Source organism: Acidiferrobacteraceae bacterium, from assembly GCA_037388825.1.
Classification (GTDB): Bacteria; Pseudomonadota; Gammaproteobacteria; order Acidiferrobacterales; family JAJDNE01; genus JARRJV01.
On sequence record JARRJV010000051.1, the window covers coordinates 1 to 16932 of the forward strand.

Below are 16932 nucleotides of genomic sequence, written 5' to 3' on the forward strand. Positions count from 1 at the left end.
CCGAAGCGCACGATCAACTGGACCTGGCACTGGAATCCGGTGTGACCTTCATCGATACAGCGGAGATGTATCCCATCCCGCCCCGTGCCGAAACCTATAGTCGCACAGAAACGTATATTGGCAACTGGCTGCGCGATCGTGGTGTACGCGACAAGGTGGTACTGGCAACAAAGGTCATTGGTCGCGCCGAGTGGATGCCCCACATCCGCGCCGGCGGACGCCTGGACCGGAAGAACATCGAGACCGCCATCGACGGCAGTCTGCGTCGCCTGCAAACCGACTATGTCGACCTGTATCAGCTTCACTGGCCCGATCGCCGCACCAATTTCTTCGGGCGACTGGGCTACACCCATCAGAAAGGCGATGACGGTACGCCCATTGAGGAAACCCTGACCGTGCTCGGAGACCTGGTTGCCGCCGGCAAGGTGCGCCACATCGGGCTGTCGAATGAAACGCCCTGGGGCATCATGCGTTTCCTGCAGGTGGCGAAGGAGCTCAACCTGCCACGGGTAGTGAGCGTACAGAATCCCTACAACCTGCTGAATCGCACCTTCGAGATCGGCAATGCCGAAGTCAGCCACCGTGAACAGGTGGGGCTGCTGGCCTATTCACCTCTGGGCTTCGGTGTGCTGAGCGGCAAGTACCTGGGTGGCGCGCAACCCGAAGGTGCGCGCCTGACCCTGTTCGAAAACTACAAGCGCTATGGCAGCCCCGAGGCCCGGGCGGCCACGGAGGAATATGTAGGCATCGCCCGCGACGCCGGTATCGACCCCGCGCAAATGGCCCTGGCCTATGTCCATTCCCGGCCCTTCCTGACCGCCACCATCATCGGCGCCACAAATTCCGAACAACTGCGCTCGGACATAGCCAGCATCGATCTGAAACTGGATGCGGCGGTCATCGAACGCATCGATGCCGTCCACAAGCGCTACCCCAACCCGGCTCCCTGACCCTGGGGCCTGGGCGCAGGACCAATCTATACCCATTCGATTTGCGTGGTCTTTCCGCGTACAATCTCCGGCGCATGAAACAGGGGGGAGAATTACTGCATGTCCCGTTTTGAGTGGAGCGAGATTTACAGCGTCGGCAATGACACGATCGATCAGCAACACCAACAGCTCTTCGATATCGCCAATCGCTACGCCGAGGCCCTGGAAAAGGGCATGGGGCGCAAGTCCCTGGTTGAGATTTTCAATGAACTGGTGAGCTATACCGCCTATCACTTCAAGGAAGAGGAAAACATGATGCGCGAAGGCGGCTATCCCGATCTTGCCAACCACAAGGAAAACCACGAAAAGCTGGTGAAGCTGGTGATGAACTACAAGCAGCAACTCGACATGGGGGAATCCGGCATCGAACAACGGGCCCTGGACTTCATCCAGACCTGGCTCAACGGCCACATCCTCGGCATGGACCGGAAATATCGCGAATACGTGAAGTGACATAGTTCACAGACGACGCCATATCCATTTGCACAGCCGTTGTTCCCGGTCATATCGCGAACCCTCACGGAGCGGCACGCTTATTTTGTTTCGGGGTAACGAACTAGTTCTAGCAGCGAATCTTGTCCCGGAAGAGCATTGCCATGGTCTACCCCTCAACCGGTCGCGGCCTGCGCTTCTCGTCCAATGCAACATAGGTCAGTACCGCGTCAGTCACCTTGACCACCGTGCCGAAGGACTCTCCGCTGGGTAATCCGCGCTCGGCATAGACAACCACGTCCACGGAAATGGATGTTCGGCCTACTTTCTGCACCTCGGCGTAGAAACTGACGATGTCGCCCATGAACACGGGCTTCTTGAACTCGAAGGCGTTTACCGCAACTGTAACAATCCGGCCCCTGGCGCGGCGCGCGGCGACGATGGCTCCCGCGACGTCGACGTGAGACATGATCCAGCCACCGAAGATATCGCCAGCTGTGTTCGTATCGGCGGGCGCGGGAACCACGCGTAGTGTCGGCTGGCGGTCCGTGGGCAGTTGATCTTCGACCATGTCCACTCCTGATCCCGTTCCTGTTCCCTGTATAATGATCATACTGGAACCGGCGGATGAAACGAACGCCGTCATCACGCAGGGATCACCATGAATCTGCTACGCCTGATTACCCGCTCGCGCTTCCTGTCACCAAAACGAAAGCTGGAACTCTATCCCCCGTTCTGGCTGATGCGCGTGAAGGTGCTGGAACTGAGCCCCGACTGGCGGCATCTGCGCGTACGCCTTCCCTTGAACATGGGGTCTCGCAACATGGGTGGCGGCATGTTCGGTGGCTACCAGGCCTCACTTGCCGATCCCATTGCCGCCCTCGCCTGCGCCCGCGTGTTTCCCGGCTATTCGGTGTGGACGCGGAACAGCAACCCGACTTTCGAGTATCACTACGAGCTGGCCGATGGCACGCCCTGCACCACGATCCACAACACGGTGGCCATCCGTCCGCGGGGCTACAAGAAAGAAAAGAATGTAAGCAACGGCGCCTACTGGTGAGACGCCCGGGAAAGGATCAGTAGTATTGCTTGAGTTCGCGTCGGCGGCCCGGGGTCGAGCGTTGCACCACCACGCCGTGGATGTGATAGGGCCCGATCAGTTCCATCGCCGGATATCCATCCTTGAGCGCCTGCAGGCACTTGGCCTCCCCGTCCACCACGAACTGGCGCAGGTAGGTATCGCCATCGTAGTCGATGACCACGAAGGCGCCGCTCACCGCTGGCATGCCGGGATCGACAATGATGATGTGCCCCTCATTGAACTCCGGTTCCATGCTGTCGCCCAGCACTCGCAGGGCGTAGGGCTCGGCCGCGGAACAGCCACCTGTATCCATCATTCGGTCCTCAGGCAAATCAAGGCAGGAATGCAATCTTATGAAATTTCGCCGTTGCTGTCATGGAGATGGCCCGGAGGACGGCAGCGAAACAACAGCAAACGACGTGTGGACATTGCCTCTCTACGGGATTCAGTGCATCGCATGACGCATCCTCCCCTCTACCATGGCCGCATCCACCATGTCGCGATTGATCACCTCCGGCAAGAGCTGGCGCACCTCGTACAATCGCTCCGCCTGACGGCAGGCCGCGTGTTCCAGCGCATCGCGGGTAGCCTTGCGAAGACCCGTGTTTGTCAGGAGATTCGGCGCCTGCCATTCGTGATACTCCTCTACCAGGCGCCGATGCAGTTCGTTGTCCCAATGCTCCCGCACAAGCAGTTCCGGAAAGCCGTCCACCCGAACGAGGCGCCCGGCCATTCCGGGATCAAGATTCAGTCCGCTCAAGCCAATCCCGCCACCGTCATCGGTACGGCGGAACCACTGGGCACGGGGCAAAGGTCCAGCGGCCGCACGAACGCAGCGGGTAAGGACTTCGGCATGGGAAATGATGGTCTGTCCCGGATCGCCTGGATTCAGGGCCGATGCGACGAAGGCCTGCTGCTCCCCCAGGCCAGCATTCCAGTCCGCCTGATGCACCTGGGGCGGCGGGCCCTGCACCAGGGTTTGCAACAGCGCGAGGGGCAGACCGTCATCGGCGGCGAGCAACCACAGTTCGAGATGATCCGAAAAGGGAAAGGGTCCGGAAGGGCGCGAACGCAGCGCCGATAGAATGGATTGGGTGTAATCGGTTTCGATGAGACCGCCGCGGTCCTCCGACCAGGAGACCTGGGAAACCCTTCCCATCCCCGGGGTACGAAGATGGACCTGCCAGCGAATTCCGTCGCGGCTAATGGCGCGGTGACCGTCGACCTCTACGATCTGAACCGTGCCCTGGTAGGGCGGCATGCGGCGGAGACTGTAGTAAACGGGTTCGCCCATAACAAAACTCCGGACGGGAATCCCGCTTGCCTGGTGCTGCGTGGCAGATCGCCACCCGTAGCCTGGCTCAGGTGAGGTATACCGGCTGCACGTACGGGATGGGCGCGGGATCGCCTTCATCGAAGGTCACCGCCTCCCAGGCCGACTCTTCCGCCAACAAGGCGCGGAGCAGCTGATTGTTCAGCGCGTGACCGGATTTGTAACCACTGAATGCACCGATAAGGCTGTGACCCAGGAGATACAGGTCCCCGATCGCATCCAGCATCTTGTGCTTCACGAATTCGTCGTCGTAACGCAGACCGTCCTCGTTCACGATACGGTAGTCATCAACCACCACAGCGTTGTCCAGGCTACCGCCCAGGGCGAGATTGCGCTGCCGCAGGGTCTCGATGTCCTTCATAAAGCCAAAGGTTCGCGCGCGGCTCACTTCCTTGACGAACGAGGTGGAAGAGAAGTCCAGTTCCGCAGTCTGCGTCGACGAACGAAACAGGGGATGATCAAATTCAATAGTGAAACCCACCTTGAACCCTTCGTAGGGTTCGAAGCGCGCCCATTTGTCACCATGCTCCACCTGGATCGGCTTGCGAATACGAATGAAGCGCTTGGGCGCATTCTGTTCGGTGATGCCCGCGGACAGGATCAGGAACACGAAGGGAGAAGCGCTGCCGTCCATGATCGGCACTTCCGACGCCGTGAGATCGACATAGGCATTGTCGATACCCAGGCCGGCGAAGGCGGACAACAGATGCTCGACCGTAGAGATTCGCACTCCATCGCGCACCAGGGTCGTCGAGAGGCTGGTATCGCCGACGCATTGGGCGCAGGCGCGGATCTCTACAGGCTGGTCCAGATCGACCCGGCGAAACACGATGCCCGTGTTGGGCGCGGCCGGGCGCAGGGTCATGTAGACCTTCTGTCCTGTATGGAGTCCAACGCCGGTGGCGGAAATCAGATTCTTGAGCGTGCGCTGCCTGAAATTGCTCGATGGTTCCATTGCGTTCTTACGGCGTTCCTGAAGAAATTTCATTCATCATATTCCGAGCTAGAGCATGTTTCGTGCCAGCCGGCACGAAGGCGCGGATTGTACAGGATTCCTCCGGTCAGCGGGAGCGAGACAACCCGTCCGAATCCGCTTTTTTTCCCGGAATACAGCAATTATTTATAGCACATGGAGTGGGAGTCGCCAGTCGGCAGTATCGCCACCCGGATGACCGGCCGCTGCCGGGTTCCGGCCGGTATGCCCCAGGCCGGGGCACAATTGCACCAGGATGATCAGTCAGATTTGGGCTTATGGCGGCGCGCCCGCGGGTGGGCGGCGTCGTAAACCTTGGCCAGGTGCTGGAAATCGATGTGGGTATAGACCTGGGTGGTGGTGATATCCGCGTGGCCCAGCAGTTCCTGAACCGCCCGCAGGTCCCCACTGGACTCCAGCAGGTGAGTGGCGAAGGAGTGGCGTAGCATATGGGGGTGTACCGGCGTACCCGGGAGTCGACGGGCAGCCCAATAGTTCAGACGCTGCTGGATGGCACGGGGGCCCAGCCTGCTACCGCGGCGCGACACGAACAGCGCGGTCTCACCGGCATCAGCCCAGGATTGGCGGTCCTGTAGCCAGCGTTCCAGGGCATTGCAGGCCTCGCGGCCCACCGGCACCACGCGGGCCTTGCTCCCCTTGCCTGTCACCCGCACGAGGGCCTCACCCAGGTCCAGATCGGTCAGGTTCAGTCCCACGACCTCCGCCAGACGCAGACCCGAGGAGTAGATAAGTTCAACCAGGGCCCGATCCCGGTGAACCAGAGCCCCGCCTTTTGGGTCTTCGATCTCCATCAGGCTGGCCGCCTCCTCCGCCGACAAGGCCTGGGGAAGCGTCTTTCCCGTTCTTGGCGCCGGTACACCGTCGAAGGGGTTGGTGTCCGCTGCCCCTTCGCGCAAGAGAAATCGGTAAAACGTGCGAGCGGTGGAAAGATAGCGGCGGATCGTGGCCCCGGAAACACCCTGACGATGGGCCTCACCGACGAAACGACGGGCATCCTGCGGCCGTACGTCGCCCCATTCCCGCAGTTCTCGTTGCTCGCAGAACCCGCGCAAACGCTCCAGATCCCGCAGGTAGCTCTTCGCGGTGTGGGGGGATAGCCGACGTTCGTACTTCAGGTGGGCAATGAATTCTTCGATCCGCGCGAGGGACGAGGAATGCATGGCGGTCAGAGATGGCGATCCAGGGCGATGCGCAGCAGTTCGCCGAGTCGAACCAGGTAGTCCGTGGCCATCCCGGGCTCGAAACGGTGCGGATCCTGGCTGCCCAGCACCAATACCCCACGGGTATCATCGCCGGACAGGGGCACGACGACCACGGACCGGATCCCTTCCGCCGTTTCGCCAAACAGGCGCGCCTGCAGGACCTCGGGCAAGACCACACCACACAGGGGTGCGTCGCCCTTGGCCGACTCCAACAGCTGGGTGAGGTCGTCATCGTCTTCCGCCACAACTTCTGCCGGCGTCGCCTCCGGGGCGGACGCCGCAGCCAGACGCAGCGCTACCGCATCCAGGCGGAACTTTTCGCGGATCTGGCTGCGCGAAATCTCAATAACCGCGGACACCCCGTTGGCCTGCAGCAGGGAACAGGCAAACTCGTGCAGACGGCGGCCGATCACGTCGTTTTCCCGCGCATTGCTGATCAATTCGCGCAGTTGCCGCTGCAGGGTCTGACCCTGTTCACGCAGCACGCCCACCTGGCGCTCGATCAGGGACACGGCGGTTCCACGCTCCGGATGGGTCAGTTCAAGCTGGGCCAGGAGCTCTGGCCGATCGCTAAAAAAATCAGGATTGTCTTCCAGAAAACGCGCGACCGCGTCTTCCCAGGAAACCTCAGTTTGCGGTTCTTCTTTGGCCATGGAGCCCCAATCCAGCCTCGAGATCGATCGATCCCTCAAATACAGTTACTGCCGGTCCGGTCATGTACACCGGGCTGCCCTCCCCTTCCCAAACGATTCGCAGGGAGCCGCCGGGAAGATCTACCCGTACCGTATCACCAAGCAGGCCCTGCTGGCGACCCGCAACCACCGCAGCACAGGCACCGGTTCCACAGGCCAGGGTCTCCCCGGCACCACGCTCGTAGACCCGCACCCGGATGTGGTCCGGGGCCACCACCTGCATGAACCCAGCATTGACCCGGTTGGGAAACCGGGGATGCGACTCGATCCGGGGGCCCAGCCAGTCCACCGGGGCGAAATCGATATCATCCACCCGGTGTACCGCATGGGGATTTCCCATGGACAGGATGGAAAATTCCAGCTCCTGCCCGTCTACCTTCAGGCGATACACGGATTCGCGCCGGGGCGCATCGAAGGGAATGTCCTTGGGCTCGAACCGGGGAACCCCCATATCTACCCGTACCTGGTCATCGGATTCGATTCGCAGACCAATGACCCCGCCAAGGGTTTCGACCTTGAGTTCGTCCCTGGCGGAAAGGTCCTGTTCGCGCACGAACCGGGCGAAACAGCGGGCCCCGTTGCCGCATTGTTCCACTTCGCCGCCGTCGGAATTGAAGATACGATAGGCAAAATCGGTCGCCGGACCTGAGGACGGTTCCACCAGCAGGACCTGGTCGCAACCGATGCCGAAATGACGATCCGCGATGTGGCGAATGGTTTCGGGATCCAGTTCCAGCTGCTGGCGAACGGCATCGAATACGACAAAATCGTTGCCGAGGCCTTGCATCTTGGTGAACTTTGTCAGACTCACGGCATTTCCGTGGTGAAGGGTTTCGATGAACGAAGACTACAGTCAAACCGGGGAAACAGGAAACCGGACCGCCAAATCATGGGGCCGGCGGACCCGCCTGTTTGTGCAGCGGATGTTTCACCGGACCATGCATCATCCCAGTCAGGCGGTTCGCGGCTCGGTGGCGATCGGGCTCATCATCGGCGGTCTGCTTGGACCTTTTCTGCCCCTGCTGGGCGTGTGGATGCTGCCGCTGGGTGTGGCACTTCTGCTTTCCCGAACCCCGGCCTACTGGCGCCTGCGCCGGCGCTTCGCGCACTGGCGCCGCGCCCGTCGTCGTGTGCGCATGCAGCAGCGTATACCCTGATCCGATCGGTCAGCCCAGAAGGCGGACGTGCTCCTTCAAGGTGCAACGATCCATCACCACGGTGATTCCCGCTTCCTGCGCCCGCCGGGCGGCGGACTCGTTCACGACCCCTTCCTGCAACCACAGGACGGGAAAGCGACGCTCAATGCAAACATCGACAATCGCGTCGATGTATTGCGGTGCCCGAAACACATCGACGATGTCCACCGGCTCCGGAACCTCTTTAAGCCCGCCGTAGGCCTTTTCGCCCAGCACCTCGGTGATGACGGGTCGCACCGGAACAATGTGGTAGCCGAACTCCTGCAGCCTGCGCGCTACCCGATGGCTTGGGCGATTGGGTTTCGGCGAAAGCCCCACAACCGCAATCGTGTCCGCCTGTTCCAGGATCTGGCGGATCTTGGCGTCGCCGGGGTTGCGAAAGCTCATGGATTCTCCTGTGGTATTTGTCCGTAGATGGCCACATGACGATCGCTGACCAGCTCGACAGCAAAACCACTGAGCCCGGCTTGCGATAACTGCCTGCGAATCTCGTCCGGTTGGAACGAGGCAAGCAGTGAATGGTGAAAATCGCGCCGCAGAATCTCCGGCTCGCCGTGGGCATAACGCTGCACCAGTTCCCGCGCCGCCGATTCCGTTGCTGGTCGCACCAGGTCCATAACCAGTACGACCGCCCCGGGTCGCCCCAGTTCGCCGATGCGCCGCCACAGCAAGCCCGGATTTTCCAGATGATGCAACAGACTGTTGCTGACGATGGTGTCGTATACCCCGGCCAGCTCCAGGTCTTGCAGTCTCAAATGCAGCAACTCCACCTGCCCGGCCGCGCCAGCCGCCAGGATCGCCTTGCGTGCGTGTTCCAGCATCGCCGCGGATCCGTCGACGCCGGTCAAACGCGCGTGAGGAAAGGCACGGGCAAGACGCACAAGGATATCGCCCGGGCCACAACCCAGGTCGACCAGGGTCCGCGGCGAATGATCGGGAAACTTCTCGTGAAGAAGATCCACAAACAGGGAGTTCGACTCGGAAAAGTCGGCTGCTGCGTATGCCGCTGCCTGATCGGCGGCATCCATCAGTTCCGGCTCGGGAATCCGGTCCATGACCGGTCTGCCTCCGGTCAGGCGGGAAGGACCGACTCGCAGGCCATCAACTCGTCCACAGTTTCACGGCGTCGCACCACGTGAAACTCGGAACCGTCGACAATGACCTCGGCCGCCCTCGGTCGCGAGTTGTAGTTCGAAGACATGACGGCACCATAGGCGCCCGCCGAAGCGACCGCCAGCAGGTCACCCGGCGCGATGGCCAGTTCGCGATCGTGCCCGAGAAAATCCCCGCTCTCGCAGACCGGGCCGACCACATCGTAGATGCCGGTCTCCCGCGCGGCGTCGCGGTTCACCACGACGATATCCTGCCACGCGTCGTACAGGGCCGGACGGATCAGATCATTCATGGCTGCATCGACAATGGCGAAATTGCGCAGCTCCCCAGGCTTGAGGTACTGGACCCGTGTCAGCAAAACGCCGGCATTTCCGACGATGGAACGGCCCGGCTCGATCAACACCCGCATACGTTGATAGCGTGTCCCCATTTCCTGCAGGTGATCCATGAGCGTAACGACCAGATTCGTCGGCTCCGGCGCTTCTTCATCGGCATAGCGGATGCCAAGGCCACCCCCCAGGTCCAGCCACTGCAAGTCGATTCCCGCGTCGCCCAGTTCCCCCACGAGTGAAATCACCCGCTCGAGGGCATCGACGAACGGATCGATCTCGGTCAACTGCGAACCGATATGGCTCGCGACGCCTCGAATCTCGATGTGATCCATCGATCGTGCACGATCGTACAACGCCGGCGCCATATCAATCGGGATCCCGAACTTGCTTTCCTTGAGCCCGGTCGAGATATAAGGATGGGTATGGGGATCCACGTCCGGGTTGATCCGCAGGGAAACCGGCGCCCGTACCCCCATGTCGGCGGCGATCTCGTTCAGTTGCTCCAGTTCCGCCTCGGACTCTACATTGAAGCAGCCGATTCCTGCTTCGAGCGCGCGCCGGATTTCCTCGGGCGTCTTGCCAACACCGGAGAAGACAACCCGGGACGGGTCGCCACCGGCGCGCAATACCCGCTCAAGTTCGCCCACGGAAACGATATCGAACCCCGAGCCCTGGTCCGCCAACAGCTTCAACACCGCGAGATTGGAATTGGCCTTGACCGCGTAGCAGACGAGATGGTCGCGACCGGAGAATGCCTCGTCATAGGCGCGCCAGCGTTCCTCGATCATGGCGCGCGAATACACGTATACGGGACTGCCCACGGCCGAGGCGATATCGGCCAGGGCGACGCCCTCCGCATACAGCTGTCCGTCCTGATAGTGGAATGCTTCCATCGGCCTCTTGTTCTCTAGCAGGGGTTCTGCGTGGAGTCCTTTTTCTGTTCCGTTTCCGGTTTCTTTTCCGCATCCGTGCTGTCTGGCGCAGATTGCTTTGTCGTGGCCTTCCTCGCCGCTGCCGGTTTCTTGTCCGGCAGAACGAGAGGGCCCTTGACCCCACAGGCCGAAATTCCCAGGCCGAGAAAGAGGCAGAATCCGACTTTCGTGAGTGGATGCATGATACTTATGACAGACTTCGCCCGGCCATCTAGCTTACCCCGCCCCTGTCGTCCGGTTCCAGTGTCGTGCCACCGTGCACGGTTCGTTTCCAAGTTCGAATGATCGGCCATTCACGCACGCACAAGTCTGACATGGTGCTCGATGAGAACCGGCTTGAGGCTGTCCAGATCCAGCAAACCCACGGCGCTGACGGCACCCGGTTCAGCCGCTCCGGATTCGGTCCAACGCTGTACCAGGGTCTGGATCAGACTGGTAACGATACCCAACTCGTCGCCAGCGTCTTCCACCAGGGCGATGGAATGCGTTACGAGGTCTCCCTGTTCGACTCCCTTGATGAAGACGACGATGCCGCTGCTGCGACTCGTGCCAATCGCCAGGGCACGGGCAAGCCGATGTGCGACGCGGCCGCTGCGCGCCGATGCCAGGGTGCCGCGCCGCCGCAACCAGCCGTACAGCGACAAGACCAGATTGAGAATTCCCGCCTGGGTCCCGGAATGAAATTCGATTGTCTGCGCATCGTAGTGCTGGACAAAAGAATCCGCTGCCGGGACATCCACCAAATAGGTCCGACGGCTCCCGACTGGAGCCGGAAACACGATTCGTTGGGGCCGCGTCCAGTAGTATTCCTGACGCCAGCGGCCCCGCACCTTGACCCGAATCGGGGTCCCTACACTGGTCAACAGCGAACCGGCACTGCCCGCTCCGTACGGGACCCGGCCACCGAAACTGGTGTGGACATGAATTTCTTCCAACTTGGAGAACTGGCTACGCAGGGAATCCACCAGGACGGAAGCCAGCCCCGGAAGGGTTCCGGCACCGGTGACGATTGCGCCGCCACCGCGCTTTGCCTGACTGTCGAGCTTCAGGATTTGCGAGGAGTACGATCGATCGTCGGACAGATCTATATAATGGATGGCATTCCGGGCACAGAACTGCGCTACGGTTGGCGAACGTTGCTGAAACGACCCCGCCGTATCGACCACAATCCATGCGCCGACCAGTTGTTTCGCAACCGCCTGCTCGTCTTCGGCATCCAGCTGGAGCGGAGTCGCAAGGATCTGGCGTGCAACCCTGCGCGCACTTCGCAGGTTGCGGCCGGCAACCACACACTCCACATAGGGTAATCGGGAAATTGCAGCACAGATGCGCTGACCGACCGCACCGTAGCCCCCGAGCACGACGATTCGTTTTCTTTCTTGCGGCATAGTACTTTGTGGCGAGGATTGGCCCGGGGCTTGTGTTGCCGGTAGACTCCGGGGCCCATCATATCAGTTTGCTGGCAAAACCATATGGATTCGTCGGAGTTCCAACGCCGATCATCGGAGACCCTCGCTGCAATCGAGGACGCCCTGGACGAGTGCGAACCCGATTTCGATTACGAAACCGTCAATGACGTCTTGACGCTTGAGTTTGCCGATGGATCCCAGATCATCGTCAACAAGCAGAGCGCCGCGGACCAGATCTGGGTAGCGGCGAAATCCGGCGGATTCCATTTCGACTACGATGCCGACAGCGACTTATGGGTGCTGGATTCCACGGGCGCGGAGTTGTTTGCCGAGCTCTCGCGCCTGATATCGGAACAGTCAGGCGAAACCATTCAGCTCCGTCGCGCCTAGCCCCGGCTCTCGTCCAGGACCCGGAGTCAGCATGCTGGACAAGAAACCATACTATGAGAAGGTGCCTCTGCGTTTTCGCTGCACCGGTTGCGGGCGGTGCTGCACCGGGAATCCGGCGACTCACTACGTCGCGGTCAGTGGCCGCGAGCAGGAGCGCATTCGCGAAAGACTGGGGCTGACACGGGACTGGTTCCGCCGGCGCTACCTGGAACCCCTGGCCGAGGGAGGCTACGGGATTCGGCTCGGCAACGATGGCCGCTGTCCCTTTCTTACCCCGGATGGCCATTGCCATATCTACGCGGCACGTCCCAGCCAATGTCGCACCTACCCGTTCTGGCCGGAAGTGGTGTCCACTGCCACGACCTGGCGCGCCGAAGCCCGCCGCTGCGAGGGAATCGACTGCGGTCCGGTCATTCCGCTGCCCGAGATCCGACGGCGCATCCGATCCAGATCCTGACCCCGGGCAAAGTCAACCAATCCCGCCTCTAGCCGTTATTCCCTGTACCTGCATAAGACCCGTACAGGAGACCGAGATGAAACAGCAATACCTGATTGTTGGCGGCGTGATTCTGGCCGCATTCGCGCACAACGCTTTCGCAGCCGACGCCGCTACCCGGCTGGACAATCGAGGCGATCGCATCGAGCATCGTCTGGACAAGCGCGGCGATCGCGCTGAGAATCGTCTCGACAAGCGCGGCAACCGGATTGAAAACCGGCTCGACCAACGCGCCAACAACGCCCGCGACAACGGGCACCAGGGCCGGGCCAACCGCCTGGAGGCGCGCGGTGACCGCATCAACAATCGGCTGGACCGGCGCGGTAGCCGCATCAACAACCGCCTTGATCGTCGTGGTGACCGCATCAACAACCGCCTTGATCGTCGCGCGGCAAGACACTAGCGCCAGAAGAATGGCGGCGGCTACCGCGCCGGCTACCGGTCCGGCATGCGGAGCAAGATGAAAGGAGTACGATCCTGGCTTCGTCTGCAGAACTGGACCGGTTTCTGGCTGGCGTCGAGCGCCGCGCATTCGTCATCGCCCGCATGGCGGTGGGTCACGACCAGGATGCCCTGGATGTTGTACAGGATGCCATGATGAAGCTCGCTCAAAACTATTCGAATCGCGATTCGACCGAATGGCCGCCGCTGTTTCATCGTATTCTGCAAAGCAAGATCCGCGACTGGTATCGGCGCTCGGCCATTCGCAGCCGGTGGCGCGGATGGTTGCCCGCAATGCGGGCCGGCGACGCACCGGACGATCAGCCGGACCCGATGATGACGGCCCCCGATGTTCATGCCGTGGATCCTGCGGACGCCGTGGCAACCCGGCGCGAAATGGCGCAGCTTGAGCAAGCCGTGGCCAGCCTTCCGCGACGCCAGCAACAGGCCTTTCTGCTACGTACCTGGGAAGGTCTGGATGTGGCGGACACCGCCCGTGCCATGGGATGCTCGGAGGGAAGTGTGAAGACCCACTACTCGCGCGCGCTTCAATCCCTGCGAAACCAGGTCGACCGGGAAGGCGAGGTATGAACCATGGCTGACGATTCCCTGATTCGACAGACTCTGAAGGCCCTGCGCCTGCGTGCCGCGAGGCGCGAGGCGGTCGCCGCGGCCGAATCGAATCGGGCACGGCCCTGGCTCGCCTGGGCCATTCCCGCGGGGGGTCTGGTGGCGGCCTCGCTGGTGGCAATGCTGGCAATCGGTGTGTGGACACATTCGTCGCCGGTCACCGGGATCGAGGATGTGGACATTCTGGCAGCCAGGGAAAGTCCGGATTTCTACAGCGAAGACTATGAGTTCTACCTCTGGCTGGACGGACAGAAGCGTGCGGGCTAGAGCGGCTGTGATCGCCGCCTCACTTTGTGTATTGCCCCTGGTGGCAATGGCAGGCGATCCGGCCGACGTACCGGACATACAGCTACTGGAATTCCTGGGGGAATGGGAAACAAGCCAGGGCAAATGGATCGACCCGATGGACATTCCGTCGGACGATGCCGGGGACAGGACAAAGACGAAGGTGAAGACCAAAGGTGGCGAGGGGCAACATGAAAAATAGACGCGGAATGCTTCTGGCCGTGCTCTGCATCGCAAACCTGTTGGCGGCGGCCTCTCCGGCCTGGGCGATGGAATGGAAAGATCTGTCCGCGCGGGACCAGAAGCTTTTGCGCCCACTGCAGCAGAAATGGGACTCCCTGCCGCCGGCCCGTCAGGAGCGCCTGCGTCGTGGGGCCGAGCGCTGGCAAACCCTCACCCCGGAACAGCGGCAACGTGTGCGGCAACGCCTCCAACGCTGGCGTAAACTAACCCCGGAACAGCGGCAGGCAATTCGAGAGCGTTTCCAGCGCTTTCGCCAACTTCCGCCGGACGTGCAGGAGCGGATCCGTCAGGAGCGGGAGCGGTTCCGGTCCCTGCCACCCGAGGAAAGGGAACGCCTGCGGCAGCGTTGGCGAAACATGACCCCGGAGCAGCGTCGCCGCTGGCGTGCGCGTCATCTACAGCGCATTCGCGCCTATCGGAGATCCCGGTAGGACAGACCGGGATCACTCCGAAGACTCTTCATTCGCCGACCAGCCATAGGCCTCAAGTTCGATTGTGAGCACTCGCGCGCCCGACAGAACCACTTTTCCGCGGTAGCGAATTCCCCCATCGGTCGCGAACTCAAAACCGTATTCACGATGCATGCGGATCGCACCGGAGGAGTCCCGGCGCAGACGCCAGCGTCGAAGAGCAACGGTGTCATCGAGAAACAGCACACCCGCCTGTTGGCAGCGATTTCGCGCGCCACGGCTGGCCGTTTCCTTGGCCCGCGCGGCCGACAGCCAGTAGAGAATCACCGCGACGAGAATCAGAATCGCGGGGATGGACTCAGTCACGCGGACGCCCGGCCTTGCCGCGGGAGGATTCCACGGGATATCGATCCTCGTTGATTTCAATCTTGCGCCACGCCGCGGCTCCAAGATCGACATCCAGTCGGTCGGCGAGACGCAGAAGATAAATGAATATGTCAGCCATCTCCATCGCCACTTCCTCCCGCTGGAGAGGTTCCAGCGCAAGACTGTCTTCCTCACCCATCCACTGGAAATGCTCGACCAGCTCCGCCGCCTCGACGATCAAGGCCATGGCAAGGTTTTTCGGCGAATGAAACTGTTCCCAATCCCGCGCCTCTGCGAACTCACGCAGGCGTCGTCGCAGGTCAGCGATCTCGCCCATGGAACTAGCCGGCCGCCAACAGCTTTCGCGCGCGGACGATGGCCGTACGTACCTGTTTCGGGGCCGTGCCGCCAATGTGGTCACGGGCGGCGACAGACCCTTCGAGGGTCAGTGACTTGAGCAGATCGGCATCGATGGCGTCCGAAAGCGATTTCAACTGGTCCAGCCCCAGATCGGCAAGCTCACAGCCGGCATCGATCGCAAGACGCACTGCCTTACCGACGATCTCGTGGGCATCGCGGAAGGGAACGCCACGCCGTACCAGCGCATCGGCGAGATCCGTGGCCGTGGTAAATCCGCGGGCGGCCGCATCGCGCATCGCGTCGCGGCGGACTTCGATGGATTCCATCATGCCGCGATACACCACCAGGCTGTCGAGCACCGTATCGACACTGTCGAACAGCGGCTCCTTGTCCTCCTGGTTGTCCTTGTTGTATGCCAGGGGCTGGCCTTTCATCAGGGTCAGCAGTGCAACCCAATGTCCCTGTACGCGCGCACACTTGCCGCGCACCAGCTCCGGGACATCCGGATTCTTCTTCTGCGGCATGATGCTGGAACCGGTGCAGTAGGCATCACCAAGATCCACAAATCCGAACTGCGCCGAAGACCAGAGAATCAGCTCCTCAGAAAAGCGGGACAGGTGCATCATGATCAAGGCCGCGGCCGACACGAACTCAATCGCAAAGTCCCGGTCTGAAACCGCGTCCAGCGAGTTGGCAGCGGGTACATCGAAGCCGAGTTCCTTCGCCGTGAGCGCCCGATCGAGCGGATACGTCGTACCCGCAAGCGCGGCGGAGCCCAGCGGCATGATATTCACCCGACGGCGACAGTCGTGCATCCGCTCCGCGTCACGCTGCAGCATTTCAAACCAGGCCAGCATGTGGTGACCGAAGCTCACGGGTTGAGCCGGCTGAAGATGGGTATAACCCGGCATGAGGGTATCCACCTCGCGTTCGGCAAGATCAACCAGCACGGACTGCAGCGACTGTATCGCGACTACGATCTCGTCGATTGCCTCACGCAGGAACAGGCGAATGTCGGTGGCGACCTGGTCGTTCCGGGATCGTCCGGTATGGAGCTTCTTGCCCACATCCCCGACCCGGTCAATCAGTCGCGCCTCGATATTCATGTGGACGTCCTCGAGCTCGACGCTCCAGGCGAACTGTCCGGATTCGATCTCCCTTTCAATCTGCTGGAGGCCTTCGACGATCGCGCCCCTCTCCTTGGCGGTCAGCACACCAACCGCCGCAAGCATGGTCGCATGCGCGATCGAGCCGCGGATATCATATCGGTACAGACGTTTGTCGAAACCGATGGACGCGGTAAACTCCTCCACCAGACTGTCGGTGGGTGCGTCAAAACGGCCTCCCCAGGGTTTCTTCTTGTCCATGTTTGCAGTACTGTTTCGGGTCCGGAAACAGCTATGGTACCGGGGATGAAGGCCCGCGAAAACGGCATGGCCGTACTGCGTCGGCCCGCCCGCCCGTCCGCACGCCGAGCCCGATTATCGGTAATGGATTGTCCGCGGCCCCGGGCCCGGCTATTTTCTGGTTAATGAAACATTGGACAGCGTTACATCTGGTTCGGACTCTCCTTAGAGTGCACCCCCACCCCGAATACCGAACCAGA

The 16932-nt window shown here is 61.4% G+C and carries 25 protein-coding genes; 11 read left to right on the plus strand and 14 right to left on the minus strand.

All coding sequences use genetic code 11. The features are described from left to right. Together P8X48_09780 and P8X48_09785 are read left to right on the plus strand one after the other, a co-directional pair. Positions 1-950: NADP(H)-dependent aldo-keto reductase (locus P8X48_09780; protein ID MEJ2107599.1), on the plus strand; the 950-nt coding region annotated here is incomplete at its 5' end. A 99-nt stretch (positions 951-1049) separates the two neighbouring features. Next, on the plus strand, positions 1050-1442 hold the full coding sequence (locus P8X48_09785; GenBank protein ID MEJ2107600.1) for a bacteriohemerythrin: 393 nt from the start codon (positions 1050-1052) through the stop codon (positions 1440-1442). A 148-nt stretch (positions 1443-1590) separates the two neighbouring features. On the opposite strand, the gene P8X48_09790 is transcribed toward P8X48_09785, so the two are convergent. Further along, positions 1591-1992, minus strand: a complete 402-nt coding sequence (locus P8X48_09790; GenBank protein MEJ2107601.1) for an acyl-CoA thioesterase — start codon at positions 1990-1992, stop codon at positions 1591-1593. Positions 1993-2082: 90 nt separating this feature from the next. On the opposite strand from P8X48_09790, the gene P8X48_09795 reads away from it, so the two are divergent. After that, positions 2083-2481 carry a hypothetical protein gene (locus P8X48_09795; protein ID MEJ2107602.1) on the plus strand — a complete coding sequence of 133 codons (399 nt, stop codon included), beginning with the start codon at positions 2083-2085 and terminating at the stop codon, positions 2479-2481. Positions 2482-2497: 16 nt separating this feature from the next. Here the strand turns inward: P8X48_09795 and P8X48_09800 are convergent, their stop codons facing one another. The 6 genes from P8X48_09800 to dapF all read right to left on the minus strand — a co-directional run bounded on the left by P8X48_09800 (position 2498) and on the right by dapF (position 7510). Next, positions 2498-2818 carry a S24 family peptidase gene (locus tag P8X48_09800; protein MEJ2107603.1) on the minus strand — a complete coding sequence of 107 codons (321 nt, stop codon included), beginning with the start codon at positions 2816-2818 and terminating at the stop codon, positions 2498-2500. 129 nt (positions 2819-2947) lie between these two features. Continuing rightward, a complete protein-coding gene (locus P8X48_09805; protein MEJ2107604.1) occupies positions 2948-3796 on the minus strand; it encodes a hypothetical protein in 849 nt (282 codons plus the stop codon). Between the two features lie 67 nt (positions 3797-3863). Next, positions 3864-4823 (minus strand): UDP-3-O-acyl-N-acetylglucosamine deacetylase, encoded by a 960-nt coding sequence (lpxC, locus tag P8X48_09810; GenBank protein ID MEJ2107605.1) that lies wholly within the window; start codon positions 4821-4823, stop codon positions 3864-3866. A gap of 245 nt (positions 4824-5068) precedes the next feature. Continuing rightward, a complete protein-coding gene (gene xerC, locus P8X48_09815; protein ID MEJ2107606.1) occupies positions 5069-5989 on the minus strand; it encodes a tyrosine recombinase XerC in 921 nt (306 codons plus the stop codon). A 5-nt stretch (positions 5990-5994) separates the two neighbouring features. Then, complete coding sequence (locus tag P8X48_09820; GenBank protein MEJ2107607.1) at positions 5995-6684, minus strand: DUF484 family protein; 690 nt, start codon at positions 6682-6684, stop codon at positions 5995-5997. Then, positions 6659-7510, minus strand: a complete 852-nt coding sequence (dapF, locus tag P8X48_09825) for a diaminopimelate epimerase (protein MEJ2107608.1) — start codon at positions 7508-7510, stop codon at positions 6659-6661. The genes P8X48_09820 and dapF overlap by 26 nt, the downstream gene beginning before the upstream one ends. A 49-nt stretch (positions 7511-7559) precedes the next feature. On the opposite strand from dapF, the gene P8X48_09830 reads away from it, so the two are divergent. After that, a complete protein-coding gene (locus tag P8X48_09830) occupies positions 7560-7880 on the plus strand; it encodes a hypothetical protein (protein MEJ2107609.1) in 321 nt (106 codons plus the stop codon). 9 nt (positions 7881-7889) lie between these two features. Here the strand turns inward: P8X48_09830 and P8X48_09835 are convergent, their stop codons facing one another. The 4 genes from P8X48_09835 to P8X48_09850 form a co-directional block, all read right to left on the minus strand. Next, positions 7890-8306 carry a CoA-binding protein gene (locus tag P8X48_09835; protein MEJ2107610.1) on the minus strand — a complete coding sequence of 139 codons (417 nt, stop codon included), beginning with the start codon at positions 8304-8306 and terminating at the stop codon, positions 7890-7892. Next, a complete protein-coding gene (locus tag P8X48_09840) occupies positions 8303-8974 on the minus strand; it encodes a methyltransferase domain-containing protein (GenBank protein ID MEJ2107611.1) in 672 nt (223 codons plus the stop codon). The genes P8X48_09835 and P8X48_09840 overlap by 4 nt, the downstream gene beginning before the upstream one ends. Before the next feature lie 17 nt (positions 8975-8991). Continuing rightward, positions 8992-10257: a diaminopimelate decarboxylase gene (gene lysA / locus P8X48_09845; GenBank protein MEJ2107612.1), complete on the minus strand. Its 1266-nt coding sequence runs from the start codon at positions 10255-10257 to the stop codon at positions 8992-8994. A gap of 332 nt (positions 10258-10589) precedes the next feature. After that, positions 10590-11684, minus strand: coding sequence for a saccharopine dehydrogenase NADP-binding domain-containing protein (locus P8X48_09850; protein ID MEJ2107613.1), 1095 nt, complete (start codon positions 11682-11684; stop codon positions 10590-10592). Positions 11685-11768: 84 nt separating this feature from the next. On the opposite strand from P8X48_09850, the gene cyaY reads away from it, so the two are divergent. The 7 genes from cyaY (at position 11769) to P8X48_09885 (ending at position 14621) form a co-directional block, all read left to right on the plus strand. Further along, positions 11769-12095 carry an iron donor protein CyaY gene (gene cyaY, locus P8X48_09855; GenBank protein ID MEJ2107614.1) on the plus strand — a complete coding sequence of 109 codons (327 nt, stop codon included), beginning with the start codon at positions 11769-11771 and terminating at the stop codon, positions 12093-12095. Positions 12096-12126: 31 nt separating this feature from the next. Further along, positions 12127-12552: a YkgJ family cysteine cluster protein gene (locus tag P8X48_09860; protein ID MEJ2107615.1), complete on the plus strand. Its 426-nt coding sequence runs from the start codon at positions 12127-12129 to the stop codon at positions 12550-12552. A gap of 76 nt (positions 12553-12628) precedes the next feature. Then, positions 12629-12994, plus strand: coding sequence for a hypothetical protein (locus P8X48_09865; protein ID MEJ2107616.1), 366 nt, complete (start codon positions 12629-12631; stop codon positions 12992-12994). 104 nt (positions 12995-13098) lie between these two features. After that, positions 13099-13623, plus strand: a complete 525-nt coding sequence (locus tag P8X48_09870) for an RNA polymerase sigma factor (protein ID MEJ2107617.1) — start codon at positions 13099-13101, stop codon at positions 13621-13623. Between the two features lie 3 nt (positions 13624-13626). Continuing rightward, positions 13627-13929, plus strand: coding sequence for a hypothetical protein (locus tag P8X48_09875; protein MEJ2107618.1), 303 nt, complete (start codon positions 13627-13629; stop codon positions 13927-13929). Next, positions 13919-14149: a hypothetical protein gene (locus P8X48_09880; GenBank protein ID MEJ2107619.1), complete on the plus strand. Its 231-nt coding sequence runs from the start codon at positions 13919-13921 to the stop codon at positions 14147-14149. The genes P8X48_09875 and P8X48_09880 overlap by 11 nt, the downstream gene beginning before the upstream one ends. Further along, positions 14139-14621, plus strand: coding sequence for a DUF3106 domain-containing protein (locus P8X48_09885; GenBank protein MEJ2107620.1), 483 nt, complete (start codon positions 14139-14141; stop codon positions 14619-14621). Before P8X48_09880 ends, P8X48_09885 begins: the two co-directional genes overlap by 11 nt. A 12-nt stretch (positions 14622-14633) precedes the next feature. Here P8X48_09885 and P8X48_09890 read toward each other — a convergent pair whose 3' ends face one another. Genes P8X48_09890 through argH form a run of 3 tightly spaced genes read right to left on the minus strand, consistent with a single transcriptional unit; the run spans position 14634 to position 16693 of the window. Continuing rightward, positions 14634-14966, minus strand: a complete 333-nt coding sequence (locus P8X48_09890) for a DUF3301 domain-containing protein (GenBank protein MEJ2107621.1) — start codon at positions 14964-14966, stop codon at positions 14634-14636. Continuing rightward, positions 14959-15303 carry a nucleotide pyrophosphohydrolase gene (locus P8X48_09895; GenBank protein ID MEJ2107622.1) on the minus strand — a complete coding sequence of 115 codons (345 nt, stop codon included), beginning with the start codon at positions 15301-15303 and terminating at the stop codon, positions 14959-14961. The genes P8X48_09890 and P8X48_09895 overlap by 8 nt, the downstream gene beginning before the upstream one ends. Before the next feature lie 4 nt (positions 15304-15307). After that, positions 15308-16693 carry an argininosuccinate lyase gene (argH, locus tag P8X48_09900; GenBank protein MEJ2107623.1) on the minus strand — a complete coding sequence of 462 codons (1386 nt, stop codon included), beginning with the start codon at positions 16691-16693 and terminating at the stop codon, positions 15308-15310. Positions 16694-16932 lie beyond the last annotated feature (239 nt).